This window comes from Kitasatospora sp. NPDC048286, from assembly GCF_043201735.1.
In the GTDB taxonomy this organism is placed as follows: domain Bacteria; phylum Actinomycetota; class Actinomycetes; order Streptomycetales; family Streptomycetaceae; genus Kitasatospora.
Genome location: NZ_JBICZE010000005.1, coordinates 626,625 through 644,780 on the forward strand (window position 1 = coordinate 626,625; position 18,156 = coordinate 644,780).

The following is an 18,156-nucleotide window of genomic DNA, read 5'->3' on the forward strand; positions in this document are numbered from 1 at the left end:
CCGAGACGGTCACCCGGAAATGGCAACGAGGGCCCGGGAACGCCGCAGGCCCTCCTGCCCGGTGTGGGCAGGAGGGCCTGCGACCTGCGTGTTCGCTGTGCCCCAGGCAGGATTCGAACCTGCGACACCGGCTTTAGGAGAGCCGTGCTCTATCCCCTGAGCTACTGAGGCGCGGCCCGGATGCCACCAGGCCGCTCACAGCGTACCGGATCGGGGGTCGGTCGCGGGGTGACGGAGGGGATACGGGGGGCCGACGGGCCGTCAGGGCTGGTCCAGTAGCCTGCCCGGCATGGTGGGACGCGCCCGCGCACCACGTTGAAGGAGACGAACGACTCGATGAGACCTGCTGTGCACCCGGTCGGTCGGCTGTTGGGGCAGGTGTGGGTGTGGCCCGCGCTCGTCATGCTGGCGGTGGGCGGGTACCGGCTGGGGACGCCGGACCTGTGGCGGGACGAGATCGCGACCTGGACGGTGGCCACCCGCTCGCCGGGCGACCTGTTCCGGCTGCTGCAGCACATCGACGCCAGCAACGGCGCGTACTACGTGCTGATGCACGGCTGGACGGCGGTGTTCGGCGACTCGACGATCGCGCTGCGAACACCCTCCGTGCTGGCGATGGCCGGGGCGGCGGCGCTGGTGTCGCTCACCGCCCAGCGGCTGTTCGGCAACCGGGTGGCGGCGATCGGTGCCGGGCTGCTGCTCGCGGTGCCCTCGGAGATCTCCCGGTACGCCCAGGAGGCGCGCTCCTACGCCCTGGTGACCTGCGCGATCGCGGCGGCCTCGCTCTTCCTGCTGCGGGCGCTGGACCGGCCGTCCTGGCGGCGCTGGGCGCCGTACTGCCTGGCCATGGCGCTGGGCGGCGCCGGGCACCTGATCTCCTTCAGCACGGTCGCCGGGCAGGTGGCGCTGGTGGCGCTGCACCTGTGGCGGACCCGTTCGGCGGTGGAGTGGCGGCTGCTGTGGCAGTACCCGCTGGCGGTCGTGGTGGCGGCGCTGCCGGTGCTGCCGGTGGTGCTGCTGGGAAGCCGGCAGTCGGACCGGCAGCTGGGCTGGATACCGACCCCCTCCCCGGAGGACCTCACCTACTTCGGCGAGGTGCTGTTCGGTTCGGAGGACGTGTTCCACGCCTTCCTCCCGCTGGCGCTGCTGGCGCTGCTGCTGCCCGGACGGCGGATCCAGGCCTGGCAGCTGCTGCTGCTCGCGGTGCTGCCGGTGGTGGCCGTCTGGCTGGTGTCCTGGTCCGGCGAGACCTCGTACTTCCTCGGGCGGTACCTGCTGTTCACGGTGCCCGCCTGGGCCGCGCTGGCCGGCGGCGGCGCCGGGGCGGTGTACGGCGCGGTGACGGGCCTGGCCCGCCGGCTCGGCCGGGCGCCCCGGGGGGCCGCCGCGGTGGCCGGGCTGCTGGCCGCCGGGCTGCTCACGGTGCCGGCCGTGAAGGCCCTGCCGGAGCAGCAGTCGGTGCGGTACGTGGGGTCGCACAACCGCTCGGTGGAGCCGTTCAAGGCGGCGGCCCGGGAGATCTCGGCCGGCTACCGCGCCGGGGACGGGATGGCGGCCCCGCTGGGTGTCCAGTCCTGGGCGATGGCCTGGCCGGGCGTCAGCTACTACCTGCCCTCGGACGTGCACCCCTACCCGGTCTTCGTCGCGCGGAGCGCCGAGGACGCCGAGGACCTCTCGCCGGCGCCCTGCCCGCAGCCGGAGGCCTGCCTGGGTGAGGTGTCCCGGATCTGGCTGATCGTCCTCGGCGACACCGAGGACCCGCTCGGCACGATGCCGCCGGACCAGGCGCAGGTGCTCCGCACCCGGTACGGCGTCCCGGACCGGGTGACCCCGCTCGGCGGGCTCACGCTCGCGCTGCTCGACCGGGACGTCTAGGACACGAAAGGGGAGAAGGGGAGCCGGTGGACCGGCTCCCCTTCTCCCCTTTCCTCGTCTTGCCGCGTTCGACGGCTCGGCGGGCTCAGCGCCTCACAGCGCGCGCAGCAGCCGGGACTGGATGGACGGCGGGTTGAGGTCGCTCTGGAGGGCCACCGGGACCTCCGAGCCGTCGTCGCCGGTGCCGACCCGCAGCACGCCGACCTCCTTGCCGGCCGGCTCGCTGTGGCCGATCTTCAGGGTGTCCAGGGTGATCGTGCCGGAGATGCCGGGGAAGCCCGCCACCACCAGGTCCTTGGTCGCGACGACCGCGACCTTGTGGCCGAGCCCGTCCTCCACCGAGCCGACGACGTCGCCCTTCTTCACCACGGTCTGCCCGGTGACGCCGTTCTGGGCGGCCTGGATCTGCTTGCCGCTGACCTTCAGCACGGTCGGCAGGATCCCGCCGTCCGGGCCGGAGGAGGTGGCCTGCTGGCCCAGCGTGACGCCGAGGATCAGCCGCTTCACGCCGCCGATCTCCTTGTAGGCGGCCCACATCAGGCAGCCGCCGGCCGGGGTGCTGGAGCCGGTCTTGACGCCGATGACGCCGGTCTTCGGGTTGATCAGGTTGTTGGTGTTGGGGATCTTCGCGTTGTTGAAGTTGGTCTCCGGGGTGGAGACGATCTGCCGGAAGATCTCGTCCTGCATGACCTGCTCGGCCAGCTTCAGCTGGTCCTTGGCCGTGGACTTGGTGTCCGCGTTGAAGCCCGCCGGGTCGGCGTAGATGGTGTTGGCCATGCCGAACTTGGCCGCGGTGTCGTTCATCAGCTTGACGAACTCGGCCTCGGAGCCGGAGTGGAAGCGGGCGAGCAGCCGGGCCACGTTGTTGGCGGAGGGCAGCATCAGCAGTTCCAGCGCCTGGTACTCGGTGAGCACCTGGCCCTCGGTGAGCGTCACCTTGGACTCGTCGACGTTGCCGGACTCCTGCGCGGCCTGCTTGTCGACGGTGATCTTCGGCCCGCTCTCCCCCTTCTTCAGCGGGAACTTCTGCAGGATCAGGTAGGCGTTCATCACCTTGGTGACGCTGGCGATCGAGGACGGCGTCTCCGGGCCCGAGCTGCCGAGGCTGCCGATGCCGACCACCTCGGCGGCGGACTGGCCCTTGGCCGGCCAGGCGAGGTCGAGCGCGTCGCCGGAGAAGCTGTAGCCGCCCGCGGCGGTCATCTTCAGCTTGGGGTCCGGCAGCGGGCGCAGCAGCTGGGCGACCGCGAGCGCGCCGAGCACCACGGCGAGGAAGACCGTCCAGATGGTCACCCGCTTGAGGGCGCGCCGCAGCGGCGAGACCGGGCGGGCGTTGAGGGAGGCCAGGACCTCCATCGCCTCGGCGGTGTTCTCCGGCGACGGCAGCGGCTCCGGTGCGGGCAGCGGCTCGGGCTTGGGCAGCGGCGGGACCGGCGGCACCGGCCGCGGGTCGGGCTGCGGCAGCGGCTTCGGGGCCGGCCCGGGGACGGGCACGGGGGTCGGCTTCGACAGCGGCGCCGGAGCGGGGGTCGGCTCGGGCTCGGGGGCGGGCCTGGGCTCCGGACGCGGCTCGGGCTTGGGCGCGGGCTCGGGCTTCGGCTCCGGGACGGTGCCGGCCGCGGAGGCGCGCAGCGGCGCGGGCTTCTCCAGCTTCTCGGCCGGACCCGACGGCTGACCAGGCTGCCCGGTCTTGGTCAGCGCGAGGGTCACGTCGCCGTTGGTGGGGGTGTCCTCGGCGTCGGTGTCCTCGGCCTCGCCGGTACCCTCCGGGTCGTCCTCGGTCCCGGCACCGTCGGCCTTCTCCGACTTCTCCGACTTCTCCGACTTCTCCGTCTCGTCGGCCTTGTCGGCCTTGTCGGCCTTGTCGGCCGCTCCGTCAGCGGCCCCGTCCGGTACGGCCGTCGGCTCGGCACCGCCCTCGGCGCCGGTCTCGGCACCGGTCTCCCCCGACGACTCGGCCGCCTTCCCCGCGGCCTTCCCCGCCCCCGCGGCACCCGTCCGCACGGTGAGACGCGGGTCGGCGGTGACCGGACGCCCGGCGGGCTCGGCCGCCTCCGCGGCCTCCGGCGAAGACTCCCCCTTCTCCCCCTCACCTTCGGAACTCGCCTTGCCGGCGGCCTTCACCAGCTCCTCGGGCAGCCGCAGCGCGGTGGTCTTGTTGTCCACCGGCAGCCGCAGCATCGTCGTCTCGCTGTCCACATCGTGGACGCGGAGCTGTACGGTCGAGCCGCCCTTGGGGGCCGTCGCCGGAGCGTCGGCGGACGCCTTCGGGGCCGTCTCGCCGGAGGTCTCCGCGGGGCCGTCCGAGGAGGTGTCCGAGGAGGCCTCGGCAGAGGTCTCGGCGGTCGCCTCGGCGGCGGCCGTGCCTGACGCACCGTCGGCCGCCGGGCCGGAGCCGCCCGCGGCCGGCTCGGCGCCGCCCGCCGCCGTACCGGTCCGTTCGCGCTCGCGGTCCCGCTGCCGCTCGTCGCCGTCCCTCAGCACCCTGTCGGGGGACTCGCCCACGTATCCCAGCCTCCTCAACGCCCGGCGGGGCACCGGCGAACCCGATTTCGGGAAGCCGACGCCCCGCCCCGTGTACCTGTACAGTCTCCGCCACCGGCGGCCGTTCCGGCCGTGCACACCCCGCCCGACCGGCGCTTATTGTCGTCGCCCGGTCGCGCCACGGCCTGTTCACCGGTCAGACGCCAGGCCCGCCGCCGCCGGTTCCGCGCCTTCACCGCAAGGTCACGATTCGGAGGCGTACTCGACAAGCCCGTGTGAGAGGCGTCACCCTGTCTCTCATCCACGCGGGGAGGCTTGGATGGGCAAGAGCCGCAGAACTGTTCCCGAGGAACTCTTGCTGCTCGCTTTGGACCCGACCACGGGTACCACGGCGCAGCCGCAGACCCTCGACCTCGGACTCGCCGGGGCGCAGCTCGTCGAGCTGTCCCTGGCCGGACGGATCGTACCGGAGGGAGACCGGATCGCCGTCGTGCTCGCACGGCCGACCGGCGACCCGACCCTTGACCACGCACTGGAACTGCTGCGCCGACGCGGCAGTCCGGTCCGCGCGGCGCACTGGATCGGCGGGCCCCGGCTGGGGCTGCGGCAGACCTATCTGGCGCACCTGGAGCGCTGCGGCATGGTCACGGCCGTGCCGGGCCAGGTGTGCGGGGTGCTGCCGACGACCCGGTACCAGGCGTCCGACGACTGCACCAACGCCGCGATCAAGCAGCGGTTGGACACCGCGATCCGCACCGGTGTCCCGCCGGACCCGAGGACGGCCGCGCTGGCCGCGCTGGCCCACTCGGTCGGGCTGGGCAAGCACCTGTACCCGGGCAACGAGGGACGGTCCTCGCGGTCGCGGCTGCGCGACCTGATCCGGTACGACCCGCTGGGCGGGATGGTCGCGCACGCCGTCATGGACGTGCAGAACGGCCTTCCAGCACAGCAGAACCGTTCTTCCCAGGGTCCCGGGGCCGCCGCCGGCCGTCCCGGTGCCCGTGCGGCGGGCCGGGATTCGGGCGGGCGGGTTCCCGCCTCCCGGGTCGGCGCACGCTGAGCACCACGATCCGCTGAGCACGACGGTCGACCGAGCACCACGATCCACTGAGCACCCCGGTCGACCGAGCACCACGGTCCACCGAGCACCACGGTCCGCGCGGCCCGGCGGGCAGCCCTCACGGCGCCCGACACCACCGACCGCGCACCCGGCGGCGCGGGCCGCTCGGCTCGCACCGCCCGAGGGCGCCGAGCGACCCGACGCACGACCGGTGCCACCGGCGCCAGGAGTACGACGAGCGCTGGACGCACCGCACGCACCACCGGCACCACCACCAGCACCGAGGGGCGGTCGCCCCGCGACGCAAGTCGCCCGGCGACCGCCCCTTCGCCGTCCCCGGACGCCCGGCAAGCCGCCCGCCCCCGCACGTGCCGTGGGCCGGGGCAGGTGCCGGCCGGTCCGGGGGCGGTCTGCGCAGCATCTGTCCGAGCCACCGAGCCGCACTACCACCTGGGGGCTTTCGCTGTCTCGCGGAAGCGCTTTTCCGATGATCTGTTCTACCGCGCTGCGGTGAATCCCCGGCGCCGACCTGGCCCAAGGTGACATGCTGCTCCGAGTCAGGGGGGTTGGTCCCAATGTCCGAAGTGTTCCGAGGACTGCCGTTCCAACGAGCACCAGAGGTCCGGCCGGAGGTCGAAGTGTCCGCCAACGTCAATCCCACCGTGCGCCGTCGGCGCCTCGGTTCGGAGCTGCGCAAGCTCCGCGAGGGCCTGGGCATGACGGCGGAGGAGGTCGCAGGCCGCCTGATGGTCTCCCAGTCGAAGATCAGCCGACTGGAGAACGGCCGCCGCAGCATCAGCCAGCGCGACGTGCGCGACCTCTGCGACGTCTACAAGGTGCCCGACGACCAGTTGCGCGCCAGCCTGATGGAGATGGCCAAGGAGTCCCGCCAGCGCGGCTGGTGGCACGACTTCAACGACATGCCGACCCCGTACAGCGTCTACATCGGGCTGGAGGCCGAGGCCTCCTCGATCCGCGCGTACGAGTCCTCCTTCGTCCCCGGGCTGCTGCAGACCGAGCACTACGCCCAGGCCGTGGTCGAGGGCACCCAGCCGGACACCGACGCGGTCGCCGTGCAGCGCCGGGTGCAGGTCCGGATGAAGCGCCAGGAGCGCATCCACGGCGAGAACCAGCTGGGCAGCCTGTGGACCGTCATAGACGAGGCGGTGCTGCGCCGCGAGGTCGGCAGCAAGCAGGTGATGGCCCAGCAGCTGCGGCAGATGCTGGAGCTCAGCCAGCGCCCGAACATCACCATCCAGGTGATCCCGTTCTCGCACGGCGCCCATCCCGGCATGACCGGGACATTCTCGCTGCTGGAGTTCCCCGAGTCAGCCGATTCCACGGTTGTCTACTTCGAAGGTGTGACGAGCGATCTCTACCTGGAGAAGGAGGCGGACGTGCGCCGCTATACCGGTCTGTACGACTACCTGAGAGCGGCCGCGCTCGGTGTCGCGGAGAGCCGGTCGCTGATAGCCGACATCGAGAAGGAATTCCACGAATGATCACCCCGTCCGAGTACGGAGCCGGTTGGCGCAAGAGCAGTCACAGCGGAGGCCAGGGCGCCTGCGTGGAGATCGCCGTCCCAGGAGCGGGGGAGGTGGCCGTCCGGGACTCGAAGGACCCCCGGGGCCCCCAGCTGCGCTTCTCGGCCGAGGCCTGGAACGCCTTCGCCTCGGCCGCCGCGGGCGGCCTCTTCGGTGAGCTCCCGGGCTGACCCGCCCACCCGGTTCCGCACTCGGACCAGTTGCCCGTAGCGGTGTCCGTCGCCCCTCGGCGGCGGCGGCGCCACGGGCAACTCCCGTTTCGGGGGCCCGGTTTCCGGAAGTCCCGGTTCAACTCACCACCGGGTAGCGGCTGGTCCAGTTGACCCCCTCCGGGGTCCGCCGGTCGTGCAGTTCGGTGCCGTGCACCAGCTCCAGCACGAAGTCGTCGGCGAGTTCGAGGATCGCCCCGCGCCCTTCGAGCCCGGCCAGCAGGCCCGGCGGCAGCGCGGTGTCCCCGTGCAGTGCCCCGAGCAGGTTGCCGCAGACGGCGCCGGTGGAGTCGCTGTCCCCGGAGTGGTTGACGGCGAGCAGCAGGCCCGAGCGCACGTCGTGCGCGACCAGGGCGCAGTAGACCCCGATCGCCAGCGCCTCCTCGGCCACCCAGCCCTCCCCGAGCGCCTCGACCCGCTCGGCGGACGGCTCGCCGGCCCGCACCGCGTCCAGGGCGGCCCGCAGCGCGGCGGTGGTCTCCTCGTGCGCCGGCCGCTCGGAGAGCAGCGCGAGGGCGAGGTGCACGCCCTCCTCCAGGGTGCCGCCGCGGGCGACGGACTGGACGATCACCGCGAGCGCGCCCGCCGCGAGGTAGCCGGTGGGGTGGCCGTGGGTGAGCACCGAGCACTCCACCGCGAGCTGGAACACCAGGCCCGGCTCCCAGGTGGTGAGCAGCCCGAAGGGCGCCGCCCGCACCACCGTGCCGCAGCCCTTGGAGTGCGGGTTCTTGGGGGCCGCCAGGGTGCCGAGCCGCTCCGCCTCGGCCCCGCTGAGGCCGGACAGGCAGCCCTGGCCGGGGGCGCGCTGGGCGTACAGCCACTCCTCGCGGCCGAGCCAGCCGAGGTCGGGGCGGCGCTCGTCCGGGCCCCAGTCGCGCTGGGTGGCGGCCCAGCGCAGGTAGGCCAGGTGCAGGTCGGTGGGCGGGTGCCAGCTGCCGGTGTCGCGCCGGATGTGGGCGCGGATCAGGCCGTCGACGGTGAACAGGCTGAGCTGGGTGTCGTCGGTGACGGCGCCCGTGCGGCCGTACGCGGGGAGATAGCCGGTGACGCCCTGCGGGCCGTGCTGGGCCCGGATCTTCTCCAGCGACTCGAACTCGACGCCGGCTCCGAGCGCGTCGCCGATGGCACCGCCGAGCAGACAGCCCCGCACCCGGCTGCGGTAGTCCTGCTGCTGGGCGCGTGACCACAGTGGCATCACGACGGGGCGCCTTTCCTCGGGTGTGGGGGCCGCGCGACGGTCGGCCGGCCGCGCGCCCTGGCACTGTATTCGAAGAGCCGATCGGATCGGCCCCTCCCCCGGCGTCCGGTGCCCCGTCCCGGCCGCCCGCGCGGGGCGGCCGGGACGGCACGGGTGTCAGTCCACCACCGGCAGCAGCTGCGGCAGGTGCCCGTCCGAGGCCAGCGCCGCGGCCCGCCGCTCGGCCGGCACCTCGCCGTAGGTGGTGGTGCGCTGGCGGTGCGGGCGGCCCGCCGCCTCGGCGATCGCCTGGAGGTCGCGCACCGACTTGTAGCTCCCGTACGCCGAGCCGGCCATCCGCGAGATGGTCTCCTCCATCAGCGTGCCGCCGAGGTCGTTGGCGCCGGAGCGGAGCATCTCGGCCGCGCCCTCGGCGCCCAGCTTGACCCAGCTGGTCTGGATGTTGGGGATGTGCGGGTGCAGCAGCAGCCGGGCCATGGCGACCACGGCGCGGTTGTCCCGGGCGGTCGGGCCGGGCCGGGCGATGCCGGCCAGGTAGACCGGGGCGTTGGTGTGGATGAACGGCAGGGTCACGAACTCGGTGAAGCCGCCCGTCCGTTGCTGGATCCGGGCGAGCAGCCGCAGGTGGCCCAGCCAGTGCGCCGGGGTGTCCACGTGCCCGTACATCATCGTGGACGAGGAACGCAGGCCCAGCTCGTGCGCGGTGGTGACCACCTCGACCCAGGTGGCGGCCGGCAGCTTGCCCTTGGTGAGCACCCAGCGGACCTCGTCGTCCAGGATCTCGGCGGCGGTGCCCGGGATGCTGTCCAGGCCCGACTCCTTGGCCCGCTGCAGCCAGTCCCGGATCGACAGCCCGGTGCGGGTCGCGCCGTTGACCACCTCCATCGGGGAGAAGGCGTGCACGTGGATGCCGGGCACCCGCTCCTTCACCGCGCGGGCGATGTCGAAGTAGGCGGTGCCGGGCAGGTCCGGGTGGATGCCGCCCTGCATGCAGACCTCGGTGGCGCCCACCTCCCAGGCCTGCGCGGCCCGGTCGGCGACCTGCTCCAGGGAGAGGGTGTAGGCGTCCGCGTCGGTGCGGCGCTGGGCGAAGGCGCAGAAGCGGCAGCCGGTGTAGCAGACGTTGGTGAAGTTGATGTTCCGGGTAACGCAGTAGGTGACGTCCTCCCCGACCGCGTCGCGGCGCACGTCGTCGGCGATCCGGCAGAGCGCGTCCAGGGCCGGGCCGTCCGCGTGGAACAGGGCCAGCGCCTGGTCGTCGGTCAGCCGCGTCGGGTCGTCCGCGGCCACCGCCAGGGCCTCCCGCAGGTCCCCGGCGAGGCGCTCGGGGGCGCCCTTCGCGAGCACCTGCTCGCGCAGCACCTCCCAGTCGCCGTACACGTCCTCGAAGTCGGCCCGGCGGTCGCCGGTGCGGCCCTCGGTGTCGATGGTGGCGTGCAGGTCGGTGCGGCCGTACGACTCCGGCAGGTCCTCGGGCTCCTGCCAGGGCAGGCCGCGGACCACCGCGTCCGGGTCCGCCAGGCCGGTGGCCGGGTCGGCGAGGGCGCGGACGTGCGGCAGCACCCGCGGGTCCAGCCAGGGCTCGCCGCGGCGCACGTACTCGGGGTAGACGGCGAGGCGCTCGCGCAGCTCGAAGCCGGCCGCCGCGGACCGCTCGGCCAGCCGCTCGATCTGCGGCCAGGGGCGCTCGGGGTTGACGTGGTCCGGGGTCAGCGGGGAGACCCCGCCCCAGTCGTCGATGCCGGCCGCGATCAGCCGCTCGTACTCGCCGTCCACGAGGTTCGGCGGGGCCTGGAGGCAGGCGGCGGGGCCCATCAGGTGCCGGGCCACGGCCACCGTGGCCACCAGTTCGTCCAGTTCGGCGTCCGGCATGCCGCGCATCGCGGTGTCCGGCTTGGCCCGGAAGTTCTGCAGGATCAGCTCCTGGACGCCGTGGTACGCCCGGGAGACCCTGCGCAGCGCGAACAGCGACTCGGCGCGCTCCTGGTACGTCTCGCCGATGCCGATCAGCAGGCCGCTGGTGAACGGGACGGAGCTGCGCCCGGCGTCCTCCAGCACCCGCAGCCGGACGGCCGGCTCCTTGTCCGGGGAGCCGAAGTGCGGGCCGCCGGGCTCGCTCCACAGCCGGGTGGCGGTGGTCTCCAGCATCATGCCCATGGAGGCGGAGACCGGCTTGAGGCGCTGGAAGTCCGTCCAGCCCAGCACCCCGGGGTTGAGGTGCGGCAGCAGGCCGGTCTCCTCCAGGATCCGGATCGACATCGCGCGCACGTAGGCGATGGTGTCGTCGTAGCCGTGCGCGTCCAGCCACTCGCGGGCCTCGGGCCAGCGGTCCTCGGGCTTGTCGCCGAGCGTGATCAGGGCTTCCTTGCAGCCGAGTTCGGCGCCCCGGCGGGCCACCTCCAGCACCTCGTCCGGGGACATGAACATCCCGTGCCCCTCCCGGCGCAGCTTGCCGGGGACGGTGGCGAAGGTGCAGTAGTGGCACTTGTCGCGGCAGAGCCGGGTGAGCGGGATGAAGACGCTCTTGGAGTAGGTGATGACGCCGGGGCGGCCGGCCGCTTCGAGGCCCGCGTCCCGGACCCGGGCGGCGCTCGTACAGAGGTCCAGCAGGTCGTCGCCTCTGGCCTGGAGCAGCACGGCGGCCTCGGTCACGTCGAGGGCGACGCCGTCCCTGGCGCGGCGCAGGGCGCGGCGCATCGCGTTCTCGGTCGGCGGGGTGCTGGAGTCCGTGGCGGTTCCGTCCATGGCGCGAGCCTATGTCAGGGGTGGTACCGCGGATGGAGCGAACCCTGAGGCCGTCTCAGGGTCGGCGTACCCAAGAAGGCCACCCCGATCTGGCCCCACAGGGCGATGACGGCGGCGGCGCGGCGGCCTCTAATGGGAGGGCAGGGCCAATCACACGTGTTCACGGAGGAGTTGAGGACGCCATGACCATTGAGAAGGCGGCGGGGGCCGATCCGGACGGCGGTGTGCCGTACCGCTCCCGGCGGCGCGTACTGATGCGCGCCGGGGTGCCGGTGGCCGTCGTCGCGGTGATCGCCGCAGGGGTGGGGCTGGTCCCGGCGCTGGCCGCCGACGGCGCGCCCGACCTGCCGGCGGTGTCGGCGGAGCAGCTGGTCGCCAAGGTGCTCGGCTCGGAGGCGCAGACGCTCTCCGGGACGGTCTCGATCTCCACCGACCTCGGGGTGCCCGGCCAGCTGCTGGGCGCTGCCGGCGGTCTCGGCGGGGCGGTCGGCGGGCACGGCGGCGGCAGCGGCCAGGGCTCCGCCGCGGACCCGCAGGCCAAGCTGATGGGCCTGCTCGGCGGGGACCAGACGCTGCGGGTCGCGGTGGACGGTCCGGAGCGCCAGCGGGTGGACCTGCTGGAGAAGATGTCCGGCTACACCCTGGTCCACAACGGCGACCAGACCTGGGCCTGGGACAGCTCCTCCAACAGCGCGGTGCACACGACCGGGCGGGCCGCCGAGGGGCGGCACGCCGAGGCGCCGCTGTCCGAGCTGCCGACCACCCCGCAGGAGGCCGCCAGGCAGTTCCTGGCCACGAGCGCCGGCACCACCTCGGTGACGGTCGCCGGGACGGCCAAGGTGGCCGGGCAGAACGCCTACCAGCTGAGCGTGAAGCCCACCCAGTCCGGCTCGACGCTGTCCGAGGTCCGGATCGCGGTGGACGCCGACAACGGGGTGCCGCTGGCGGTGACGGTGACGTCCGTCGACGGCAGCACCGTGCTGAAGGTCCGCTTCACCGAGGTGTCCTTCGCCAAGCCGGACGCCAAGACCTTCGAGTTCACCGCCCCCAAGGGCGCCAAGGTGACGGACCGGAAGGCGGACGCGGCGGCCGAGGGCGCACCGGGCGGCGCCGGGGCGCACCCGGGCGCCGAGGGGCACCAGGGCGTGAACGTGATCGGCGAGGGCTGGACGACGGTCGTCTCCGCCCAGGTGCCCGGCACCGTGGACGCGGCGCCCAGCGGAGACGGCAAGGGCGACGGCAAGGGCGGCAAGCACGGCGGCCGCGGAGGCGAAGCGGCCCGGTCGATGAACCCGCAGGCGTTGGTGAAGTCGCTCGGCAAGCCGGTCGAAGGCGGCACCCTGGTGAGCACCAAGGTGCTCAACGTCCTGCTCACCGACGACGGCCGGGTCTTCGCCGGCGCGGTGACCCTGCCGGTCCTCCAGCACGCCGCCGGGGTGAACTGACGGATGACCAAGACTCCCGTAACGGGGGACGTTACGGAGTCGGCCGGGGGTCCGGGCGCCGCGCCGCGCCCGGCCCCCGTTCCCGTCCCATCCGCTTCCCCCGCCGCCCCCGACGCCTCCTCGGCCGGCTCCGACGACGTCATCCGGACCCGCGGCCTGACCAAGCGCTTCCGCGGCGGCCAGCTCGCCGTGGACGGCCTGGACCTCGCCGTGCCGCGCGGCTCCGTCTTCGGCTTCCTGGGCCCCAACGGCTCCGGCAAGACCACCACCATCCGCATGCTGATGGGCCTGATCGCCCCCACCTCGGGCGTGGCCGCCGTCCTCGGCGAGCCGATGCCGCAGTCCGTCGCCACCGTGCTGCCCCGGGTGGGCGCGCTGATCGAGGGCCCTGCCCTGTACGGCTTCCTCTCCGGACGGGACAACCTGGTGCGCTTCGACGCCGCCGACCCGACCGCCGACCCGCGCACCCGCCGGCGGCGGGTGGACGCGGCGCTGGAGCGGGTCGGCCTGGGCGCAGCGGCGGGCAAGAAGGCCCGCGCGTACTCGCTGGGTATGAAGCAGCGCCTGGGCCTGGCCTCCGCCCTGCTGCAGCCGCGCGAGCTGCTGGTGCTGGACGAGCCGACCAACGGGCTGGACCCGCAGGGCATGCGGGAGATCCGGACGCTGGTCCGGGAGGTCGCGGCGGAGGGCACCACGGTGTTCCTCTCCTCGCACCTGCTGGACGAGATCGAGCAGGTCTGCACCCATGCCGCGGTGATGTCCCGGGGCCGGCTGGTGGTGCAGGGCACCGTCGCCGAGCTGGCCGCCCGGGCCCAGGGCCGGCTGGTGGTCCGCACCCCGGACGTGGCGCGGGCCGCCGAGGTGCTGGCGGCCCACCGGGTCACCGCGCTGGTGCCCGGCGAGGACCGGGTGGACGGCGAGCCGGGCGTCCTGGACGAGGAGGCGCTGCCCAGGCTGTGCGCGGCGCTGGTCGGGGCCGGGGTGCGGGTGCAGGGTTTCGGGCTGGAGCGGGGCACGTTGGAGGACGCCTTCGTGGCGCTGACCGGGGAGGGTTTCGATGTCGCGGGCTGAGTCACTGCCGGCCGAGTCGCTGCCGCCGGCCGAGGCGCTCGCACCGGTGGCGGGTCGGCGGCCGCGAACGGCGGCCGGGTTCCTGGCGCTGTTCCGCAGCGAGCTGCACCTGACCTTCCGCCGGCTGCGCACCAAGGTGCTGCTGGCCATCCTGGCGGTGCTGCCGATCCTGATCGGGGTGGTGGTCAAGCTCAACACGGACGGTCCGCACGAGGGCGGCGGCGGTCCGAGCTTCATCGCGCAGACCACGCAGAACGGGCTGTTCCTGGTCTTCACGGCGCTCGCGGTGGCGCTGCCGGTCTTCCTGCCGATGACGGTCGGCGTGGTCGCCGGGGACGCGGTGGCGGGTGAGGCGGCCGCCGGGACGCTGCGCTACCTGCTGGTCGCCCCGGCCGGGCGGACCAGGCTGCTGGCCGCCAAGTTCACCGCCGGGCTGGTGTTCTGCGCGGCCGCCACGGCGGCGGTGGCGGTGACGGCGCTCGCCGCGGGCGCCGCGCTGTTCCCGCTGGGCCCGGTCACGCTGATCTCCGGGGACACCATCGGCCTCGGCGACGCGCTGCTGCGCGCGCTGCTGGTGGCCCTGGTGGTCGCGGCCTCGCTGGCCGGGTTGGTGGCGATCGGGCTGTTCGTCTCCACCCTCACCGGCAGCGGCATCGCGGCGATGGCGGCCACCGTCGGGCTGGTGGTCACCGTCCAGATCCTGGACGCCTTCCCGCAGCTGGACGCCGTCAGCCCGTTCCTGTTCTCCCACTACTGGCTGAGCTTCGCGGACCTGCTGCGGGCGCCGATGTACTGGGACGGGGTGCTGAAGGACCTCGGTCTCCAGGCCGCCTACGTCGCCGTGTTCGGCTCGGCGGCCTGGTCCCGCTTCACCAGCCGGGACATCAGCGCGTGACGGCCTCGGTGGCGGCTTCCGGGACGGACCCCGGGGCGGCCGCCGCCACCGGTGCGGGCTGCGGCACGGCCGCGGCCCGCGCCGCGCGGTCGGCCCGCACCTGGCGCAGCGCGTCCCAGGTGAGCAGCGCGAGCGCGGCCCAGACCAGGCCGAAGCCGGCCCAGCGGGCGGGCGGCATGGACTCGTGGAACACCGCGACGCCGATCAGGAACTGGAACACCGGCGCCAGGTACTGCAGCAGGCCGAGCACGGTCAGCGGCACCCGGACGGCGGCCGCGCCGAAGAACAGCAGCGGGACGGCCGTGATCACCCCGCTGAGCATCAGCAGCCCGGAGTGCCCCCAGCCGTACGAGCCGGCCACCGTGTGCCCGAAGGTGCCGCGCCCGCTGACCTCCAGGTAGACCAGGTAGCCGAGGGCGAACGGGAACATGAAGGCGCTCTCGGCCGCCAGGCTCTCCAGCCCGCTCAGCCCGACCTGCTTCTTCAGCAGGCCGTAGGTGGCGAAGGAGAGCGCCAGGGTGAGCGCGATCCAGGGCAGCTGCCCGTACGCGACGGTCAGCACCACGACGGCGGCGGCGCCGATGCCCACCGCCGTCCACTGCGCGGTGCGCAGCTGCTCCTTGAGCACCAGGACGCCGAAGCCGATGGTGACCAGGGGGTTGATGAAGTAGCCGAGGCTGGTCTCGACCACGTGCCCGGCGTTGACGGCCCAGATGTAGACGCCCCAGTTGACCGAGATCACGGTGGCGGCGCCGGCCAGCATGGCGAGCCGGCGGGGTTGGCGCAGCAGCGGGCGTATCCAGCCCCAGTGCCGCTGGGCTATCAGCAGCAGGACGACCGCGACCAGGGACCAGACCATCCGGTTGGCCAGGATGTCGTCGGCGGCGCCCGGTTCCAGCAGCGGCCAGAACAGGGGGAACAGGCCCCAGATGCCGTATGCGGCGACGCCGTACCAGAGGCCCCGGCCGTTGTCCTGCTGGTCTGTTCCCGCCATGGCCTGGTGCCCTCCCGCGCGCGTGTGTCGAGGCGACGGTAGCGGGCGGGAGGGGCGACTGTCATCTCCGTTTCCGGATTTTGGTCATGACATTGCCTGGATGCCGGACGGCCCCGCCGTTCCGGGGCCCTGAGCTGCGGCGTTTCAGGCGCCCAGGGCCGCGCGGACGGACTCGGCGAGCGGGGTGGTCGGACGGCCGATCAGCCGGGCCAGGTCGCCCGTGGTACCGGCCAGCTCGCCGCGCGCGATGCCCGCGTCCACGTCCACCAGGGCCTCGGCGAAGCCCTGCGGCAGGCCGGCGCCGACCAGCGCGTCCAGGTGCTCGGCCGGGGTCACGTCCCGGTACTCGACCGGCTCGCCGGAGGCCTTCGCCAGCTCGGCGGCCAGCTCGGGCAGGCTCCAGGCGGCGTCGCCGCTCAGCTCGTACACCCCGCCCTCGTGACCCTCGCCGACCAGGACGGCGACCGCCGCGTCCGCGTAGTCCCGGCGCGGGGCGGTGGCGATCCGGCCCTCCCCGGCGCTGCCGAGCACCACGCCGCGGGCCACCGTGCCGGCCGCGTCGCCCAGGTAGTTCTCGGTGTACCAGCCGTTGCGCAGGAACGCGTACGGCAGCCCGGAGGCGAGGATCAGCTCCTCGGTCGCCTTGTGCTCGTCGGCCAGCCGGAAGGTGGCCGCCCCCAGGATGCCGGTGTAGGCGAGCAGCGCGACCCCGGCGGCCTTGGCGGCCTCCACCACGGCCCGGTGCTGCGGGATCCGGCGGCCGACCTCGCTGCCCGAGATCAGCAGCACCCGGTCGCCCTCGGCGAAGGCGCCGGCCAGGGTCTGCGGCTCGTCGTAGTCGACGACGCGGACGGTCACGCCGCGCTCGGCCAGGTCGGCGGCCTTCTCGGCGGAGCGGACGGCGACGGCCACCTCGCTCGCGGGGACCTCGGCCAGCAGGCGCTCGACGACGAGACGGCCGAGCTGGCCGGTGGCACCGGTGACGACGTACATGGTGTGCTCCTCAGGGTTGCTACGCGGGGACCGCCAGGGGGATTGCCGTGCGGGTCCGACCTCGAAGCTCACCCTAGGCCCGGCACTAACCTTTCGAAAGTACGCACTTCAAAGTACGGTACTGACATGAAGGTGAGCGAGATAAAGGCCGGCGGGTTGCCCCCCGCCGACGTCTTCGACCGGATGTGTCCCTCCCGGGGCGTGCTGGAGCACGTCACCAGCCGCTGGGGCGTGCTGGTGCTGGGCGCGCTGCACGAGCGCGGCTACCGGTTCAGCGAACTGCGCCGCAGGGTCTCCGGGGTCAGCGAGAAGATGCTCGCCCAGACCCTCCAGACGCTGGAGCGGGACGGCTTCGTGCTGCGCGAGGCGCACCCGGTGATCCCGCCGCGGGTCGACTACAGCCTCACCCCGCTGGGGCGGGAGGCGGCGGAGCTGGTCGCGGCCCTGGCCCACTGGTCGGAGCGGCGGGTGCCGGAGGTCGAGGCGGCGCGCGGGGAGTACGACGGGCGGGCCGCCGCGCGGTGAGCTTGCGCCCCGCGCGCCGGGGAGGGCGCGCCGGCCCGGCTACCGCCCCGCGATGAGGGCGCCGAGCCCGTCGAGCAGCCGGGCCAGGCCGAAGTCGTAGGCGTGGTCCGGGCTGTACGCGCCGCCGTGCGCCTCACCGGCCGCGGCCCCGACCCGGGCGGCGACCGGGTAGCGCTCGGGGTCGAAGACACGGGCCAGCAGCTCGGCGTTGGCGGACCACCACTGCTCGTCGGTCATCGCGCTGTCCTGCCGGGCGGCGCGCTCGTCGGCGGCCATCCGGGCGCAGGTCTGGACGAAGCCGAGCAGGTGGGTCAGCGCCGCGTCCAGGTCGACGTCGGGCAGCCCGGTGCCCTCCAGGGCGCGCAGCTCGTACTCGTACTTGGCCATCAGGCCGGGACCGAGCGGCGGACGGCTGGTGGAGACGGCGGCGACCCACGGGTGGGCGCGGTGCAGGGCCCGGTTGTCGTCCGCGACGGCGGTGACCCGGGCGCGCCAGCCCTCGTCGGCGGGGGCGCTGCGGGGCATCGTGGCGTAGACGGTGTCCAGCATCAGGTCGAGCAGCTCGGCCTTGCCCGGAACGTAGGTGTAGAGCGCCATCGGGGAGAGCCCCAGCTCCTGGGCGACCCGGCGCATGGTGACGGCGTCCACGCCCTCGGCGTCGGCGAGGGCGATCGCGGCGGCGGCGATCTCACCGGTCGAACGCGCCTGGCGTGGCCCGCGCCGGCCGGGCTTCTCCTCGGCGGTGAGCCCCCAGAGCAGGGCGAGGGTGCGTGCCGGGTCTCCTGCGCTGCTGCGGTCGGTGGCCATGGGGCCATCGTTTCACGCACCGGCGGCGGCCCGGACGGAGCGGGCGGCTACCGTCTCAGCATGACCAGCCCGACCAATCCCCCCGGCGCGATCGGCGCGGCCGGCCCGACCGGCCACGAACCGCTGCCCGGGACGGACACCGCGCAGACCCTCCGCCCGCGGGTGACCTGCCGCCGCTGCCACCGGCCGCTGCACGACCCGGAGTCGCGGATGCTGCGGCTGGGCCCGGAGTGCCGGGACCCGGCGGAACGGGTCGCCCGGTTCGACGTCGACCAGGAGCCGCTGCCCGGGGTCTAGGACGGGTCCGGGAC

15 protein-coding genes and 1 tRNA gene are annotated in these 18,156 nt (G+C 73.9%); 9 read left to right on the top strand and 7 right to left on the bottom strand.

Annotation, left to right across the window (positions count from 1 at the left end; genetic code table 11):
- Nucleotides 1-98 precede the first annotated feature (98 nt).
- Nucleotides 99-171 (bottom strand) — tRNA-Arg (locus ACGF13_RS15300).
- A gap of 165 nt (nt 172-336) precedes the next feature.
- On the opposite strand from ACGF13_RS15300, the gene ACGF13_RS15305 reads away from it, so the two are divergent.
- Nucleotides 337-1,875 carry a glycosyltransferase family 39 protein gene (locus tag ACGF13_RS15305; RefSeq protein WP_392874106.1) on the top strand — a complete coding sequence of 513 codons (1,539 nt, stop codon included), beginning with the start codon at nt 337-339 and terminating at the stop codon, nt 1,873-1,875.
- Nucleotides 1,876-1,968: 93 nt separating this feature from the next.
- On the opposite strand, the gene ACGF13_RS15310 is transcribed toward ACGF13_RS15305, so the two are convergent.
- Nucleotides 1,969-4,380 (bottom strand): D-alanyl-D-alanine carboxypeptidase family protein, encoded by a 2,412-nt coding sequence (locus ACGF13_RS15310; RefSeq protein WP_392874109.1) that lies wholly within the window; start codon nt 4,378-4,380, stop codon nt 1,969-1,971.
- A gap of 298 nt (nt 4,381-4,678) precedes the next feature.
- Between ACGF13_RS15310 and ACGF13_RS15315 the strand changes: the two genes are divergently transcribed.
- The 3 genes from ACGF13_RS15315 to ACGF13_RS15325 all read left to right on the top strand — a co-directional run bounded on the left by ACGF13_RS15315 (nt 4,679) and on the right by ACGF13_RS15325 (nt 7,133).
- Nucleotides 4,679-5,419 (top strand): GPP34 family phosphoprotein, encoded by a 741-nt coding sequence (locus tag ACGF13_RS15315; protein WP_392874112.1) that lies wholly within the window; start codon nt 4,679-4,681, stop codon nt 5,417-5,419.
- Between the two features lie 638 nt (nt 5,420-6,057).
- Nucleotides 6,058-6,921, top strand: coding sequence for a helix-turn-helix domain-containing protein (locus ACGF13_RS15320; protein ID WP_392874115.1), 864 nt, complete (start codon nt 6,058-6,060; stop codon nt 6,919-6,921).
- Nucleotides 6,918-7,133, top strand: coding sequence for a DUF397 domain-containing protein (locus tag ACGF13_RS15325; protein ID WP_392874118.1), 216 nt, complete (start codon nt 6,918-6,920; stop codon nt 7,131-7,133). The genes ACGF13_RS15320 and ACGF13_RS15325 overlap by 4 nt, the downstream gene beginning before the upstream one ends.
- A gap of 118 nt (nt 7,134-7,251) precedes the next feature.
- On the opposite strand, the gene ACGF13_RS15330 is transcribed toward ACGF13_RS15325, so the two are convergent.
- Nucleotides 7,252-8,367 (bottom strand): ADP-ribosylglycohydrolase family protein, encoded by a 1,116-nt coding sequence (locus tag ACGF13_RS15330; RefSeq protein WP_392874121.1) that lies wholly within the window; start codon nt 8,365-8,367, stop codon nt 7,252-7,254.
- 159 nt (nt 8,368-8,526) lie between these two features.
- Nucleotides 8,527-11,115, bottom strand: a complete 2,589-nt coding sequence (locus tag ACGF13_RS15335) for a bifunctional FO biosynthesis protein CofGH (RefSeq protein ID WP_392874124.1) — start codon at nt 11,113-11,115, stop codon at nt 8,527-8,529.
- Nucleotides 11,116-11,297: 182 nt separating this feature from the next.
- Between ACGF13_RS15335 and ACGF13_RS15340 the strand changes: the two genes are divergently transcribed.
- Genes ACGF13_RS15340 through ACGF13_RS15350 form a run of 3 tightly spaced genes read left to right on the top strand, consistent with a single transcriptional unit; the run spans nt 11,298 to nt 14,526 of the window.
- Nucleotides 11,298-12,560, top strand: coding sequence for an outer membrane lipoprotein carrier protein LolA (locus ACGF13_RS15340; RefSeq protein WP_392874127.1), 1,263 nt, complete (start codon nt 11,298-11,300; stop codon nt 12,558-12,560).
- Between the two features lie 3 nt (nt 12,561-12,563).
- Nucleotides 12,564-13,631 carry an ABC transporter ATP-binding protein gene (locus ACGF13_RS15345; RefSeq protein ID WP_392874130.1) on the top strand — a complete coding sequence of 356 codons (1,068 nt, stop codon included), beginning with the start codon at nt 12,564-12,566 and terminating at the stop codon, nt 13,629-13,631.
- A complete protein-coding gene (locus ACGF13_RS15350; protein ID WP_392874132.1) occupies nt 13,618-14,526 on the top strand; it encodes an ABC transporter permease in 909 nt (302 codons plus the stop codon). The genes ACGF13_RS15345 and ACGF13_RS15350 overlap by 14 nt, the downstream gene beginning before the upstream one ends.
- Here the strand turns inward: ACGF13_RS15350 and rarD are convergent.
- Both rarD and ACGF13_RS15360 read right to left on the bottom strand, forming a co-directional pair.
- A complete protein-coding gene (gene rarD, locus ACGF13_RS15355; protein WP_392874135.1) occupies nt 14,516-15,520 on the bottom strand; it encodes an EamA family transporter RarD in 1,005 nt (334 codons plus the stop codon). The genes ACGF13_RS15350 and rarD overlap by 11 nt on opposite strands.
- Before the next feature lie 144 nt (nt 15,521-15,664).
- Entirely contained in the window at nt 15,665-16,513 is an 849-nt protein-coding gene (locus tag ACGF13_RS15360; RefSeq protein WP_392874138.1) for an SDR family oxidoreductase, read from the bottom strand.
- A gap of 126 nt (nt 16,514-16,639) precedes the next feature.
- On the opposite strand from ACGF13_RS15360, the gene ACGF13_RS15365 reads away from it, so the two are divergent.
- Nucleotides 16,640-17,038 carry a winged helix-turn-helix transcriptional regulator gene (locus ACGF13_RS15365; protein ID WP_392874141.1) on the top strand — a complete coding sequence of 133 codons (399 nt, stop codon included), beginning with the start codon at nt 16,640-16,642 and terminating at the stop codon, nt 17,036-17,038.
- 39 nt (nt 17,039-17,077) lie between these two features.
- Here the strand turns inward: ACGF13_RS15365 and ACGF13_RS15370 are convergent, their stop codons facing one another.
- Nucleotides 17,078-17,845: a TetR/AcrR family transcriptional regulator gene (locus ACGF13_RS15370; RefSeq protein WP_392874144.1), complete on the bottom strand. Its 768-nt coding sequence runs from the start codon at nt 17,843-17,845 to the stop codon at nt 17,078-17,080.
- Between the two features lie 60 nt (nt 17,846-17,905).
- Here ACGF13_RS15370 and ACGF13_RS15375 point away from each other — a divergent pair, with 60 nt between their 5' ends.
- Entirely contained in the window at nt 17,906-18,142 is a 237-nt protein-coding gene (locus ACGF13_RS15375) for a DUF6011 domain-containing protein (RefSeq protein ID WP_392874147.1), read from the top strand.
- Nucleotides 18,143-18,156 lie beyond the last annotated feature (14 nt).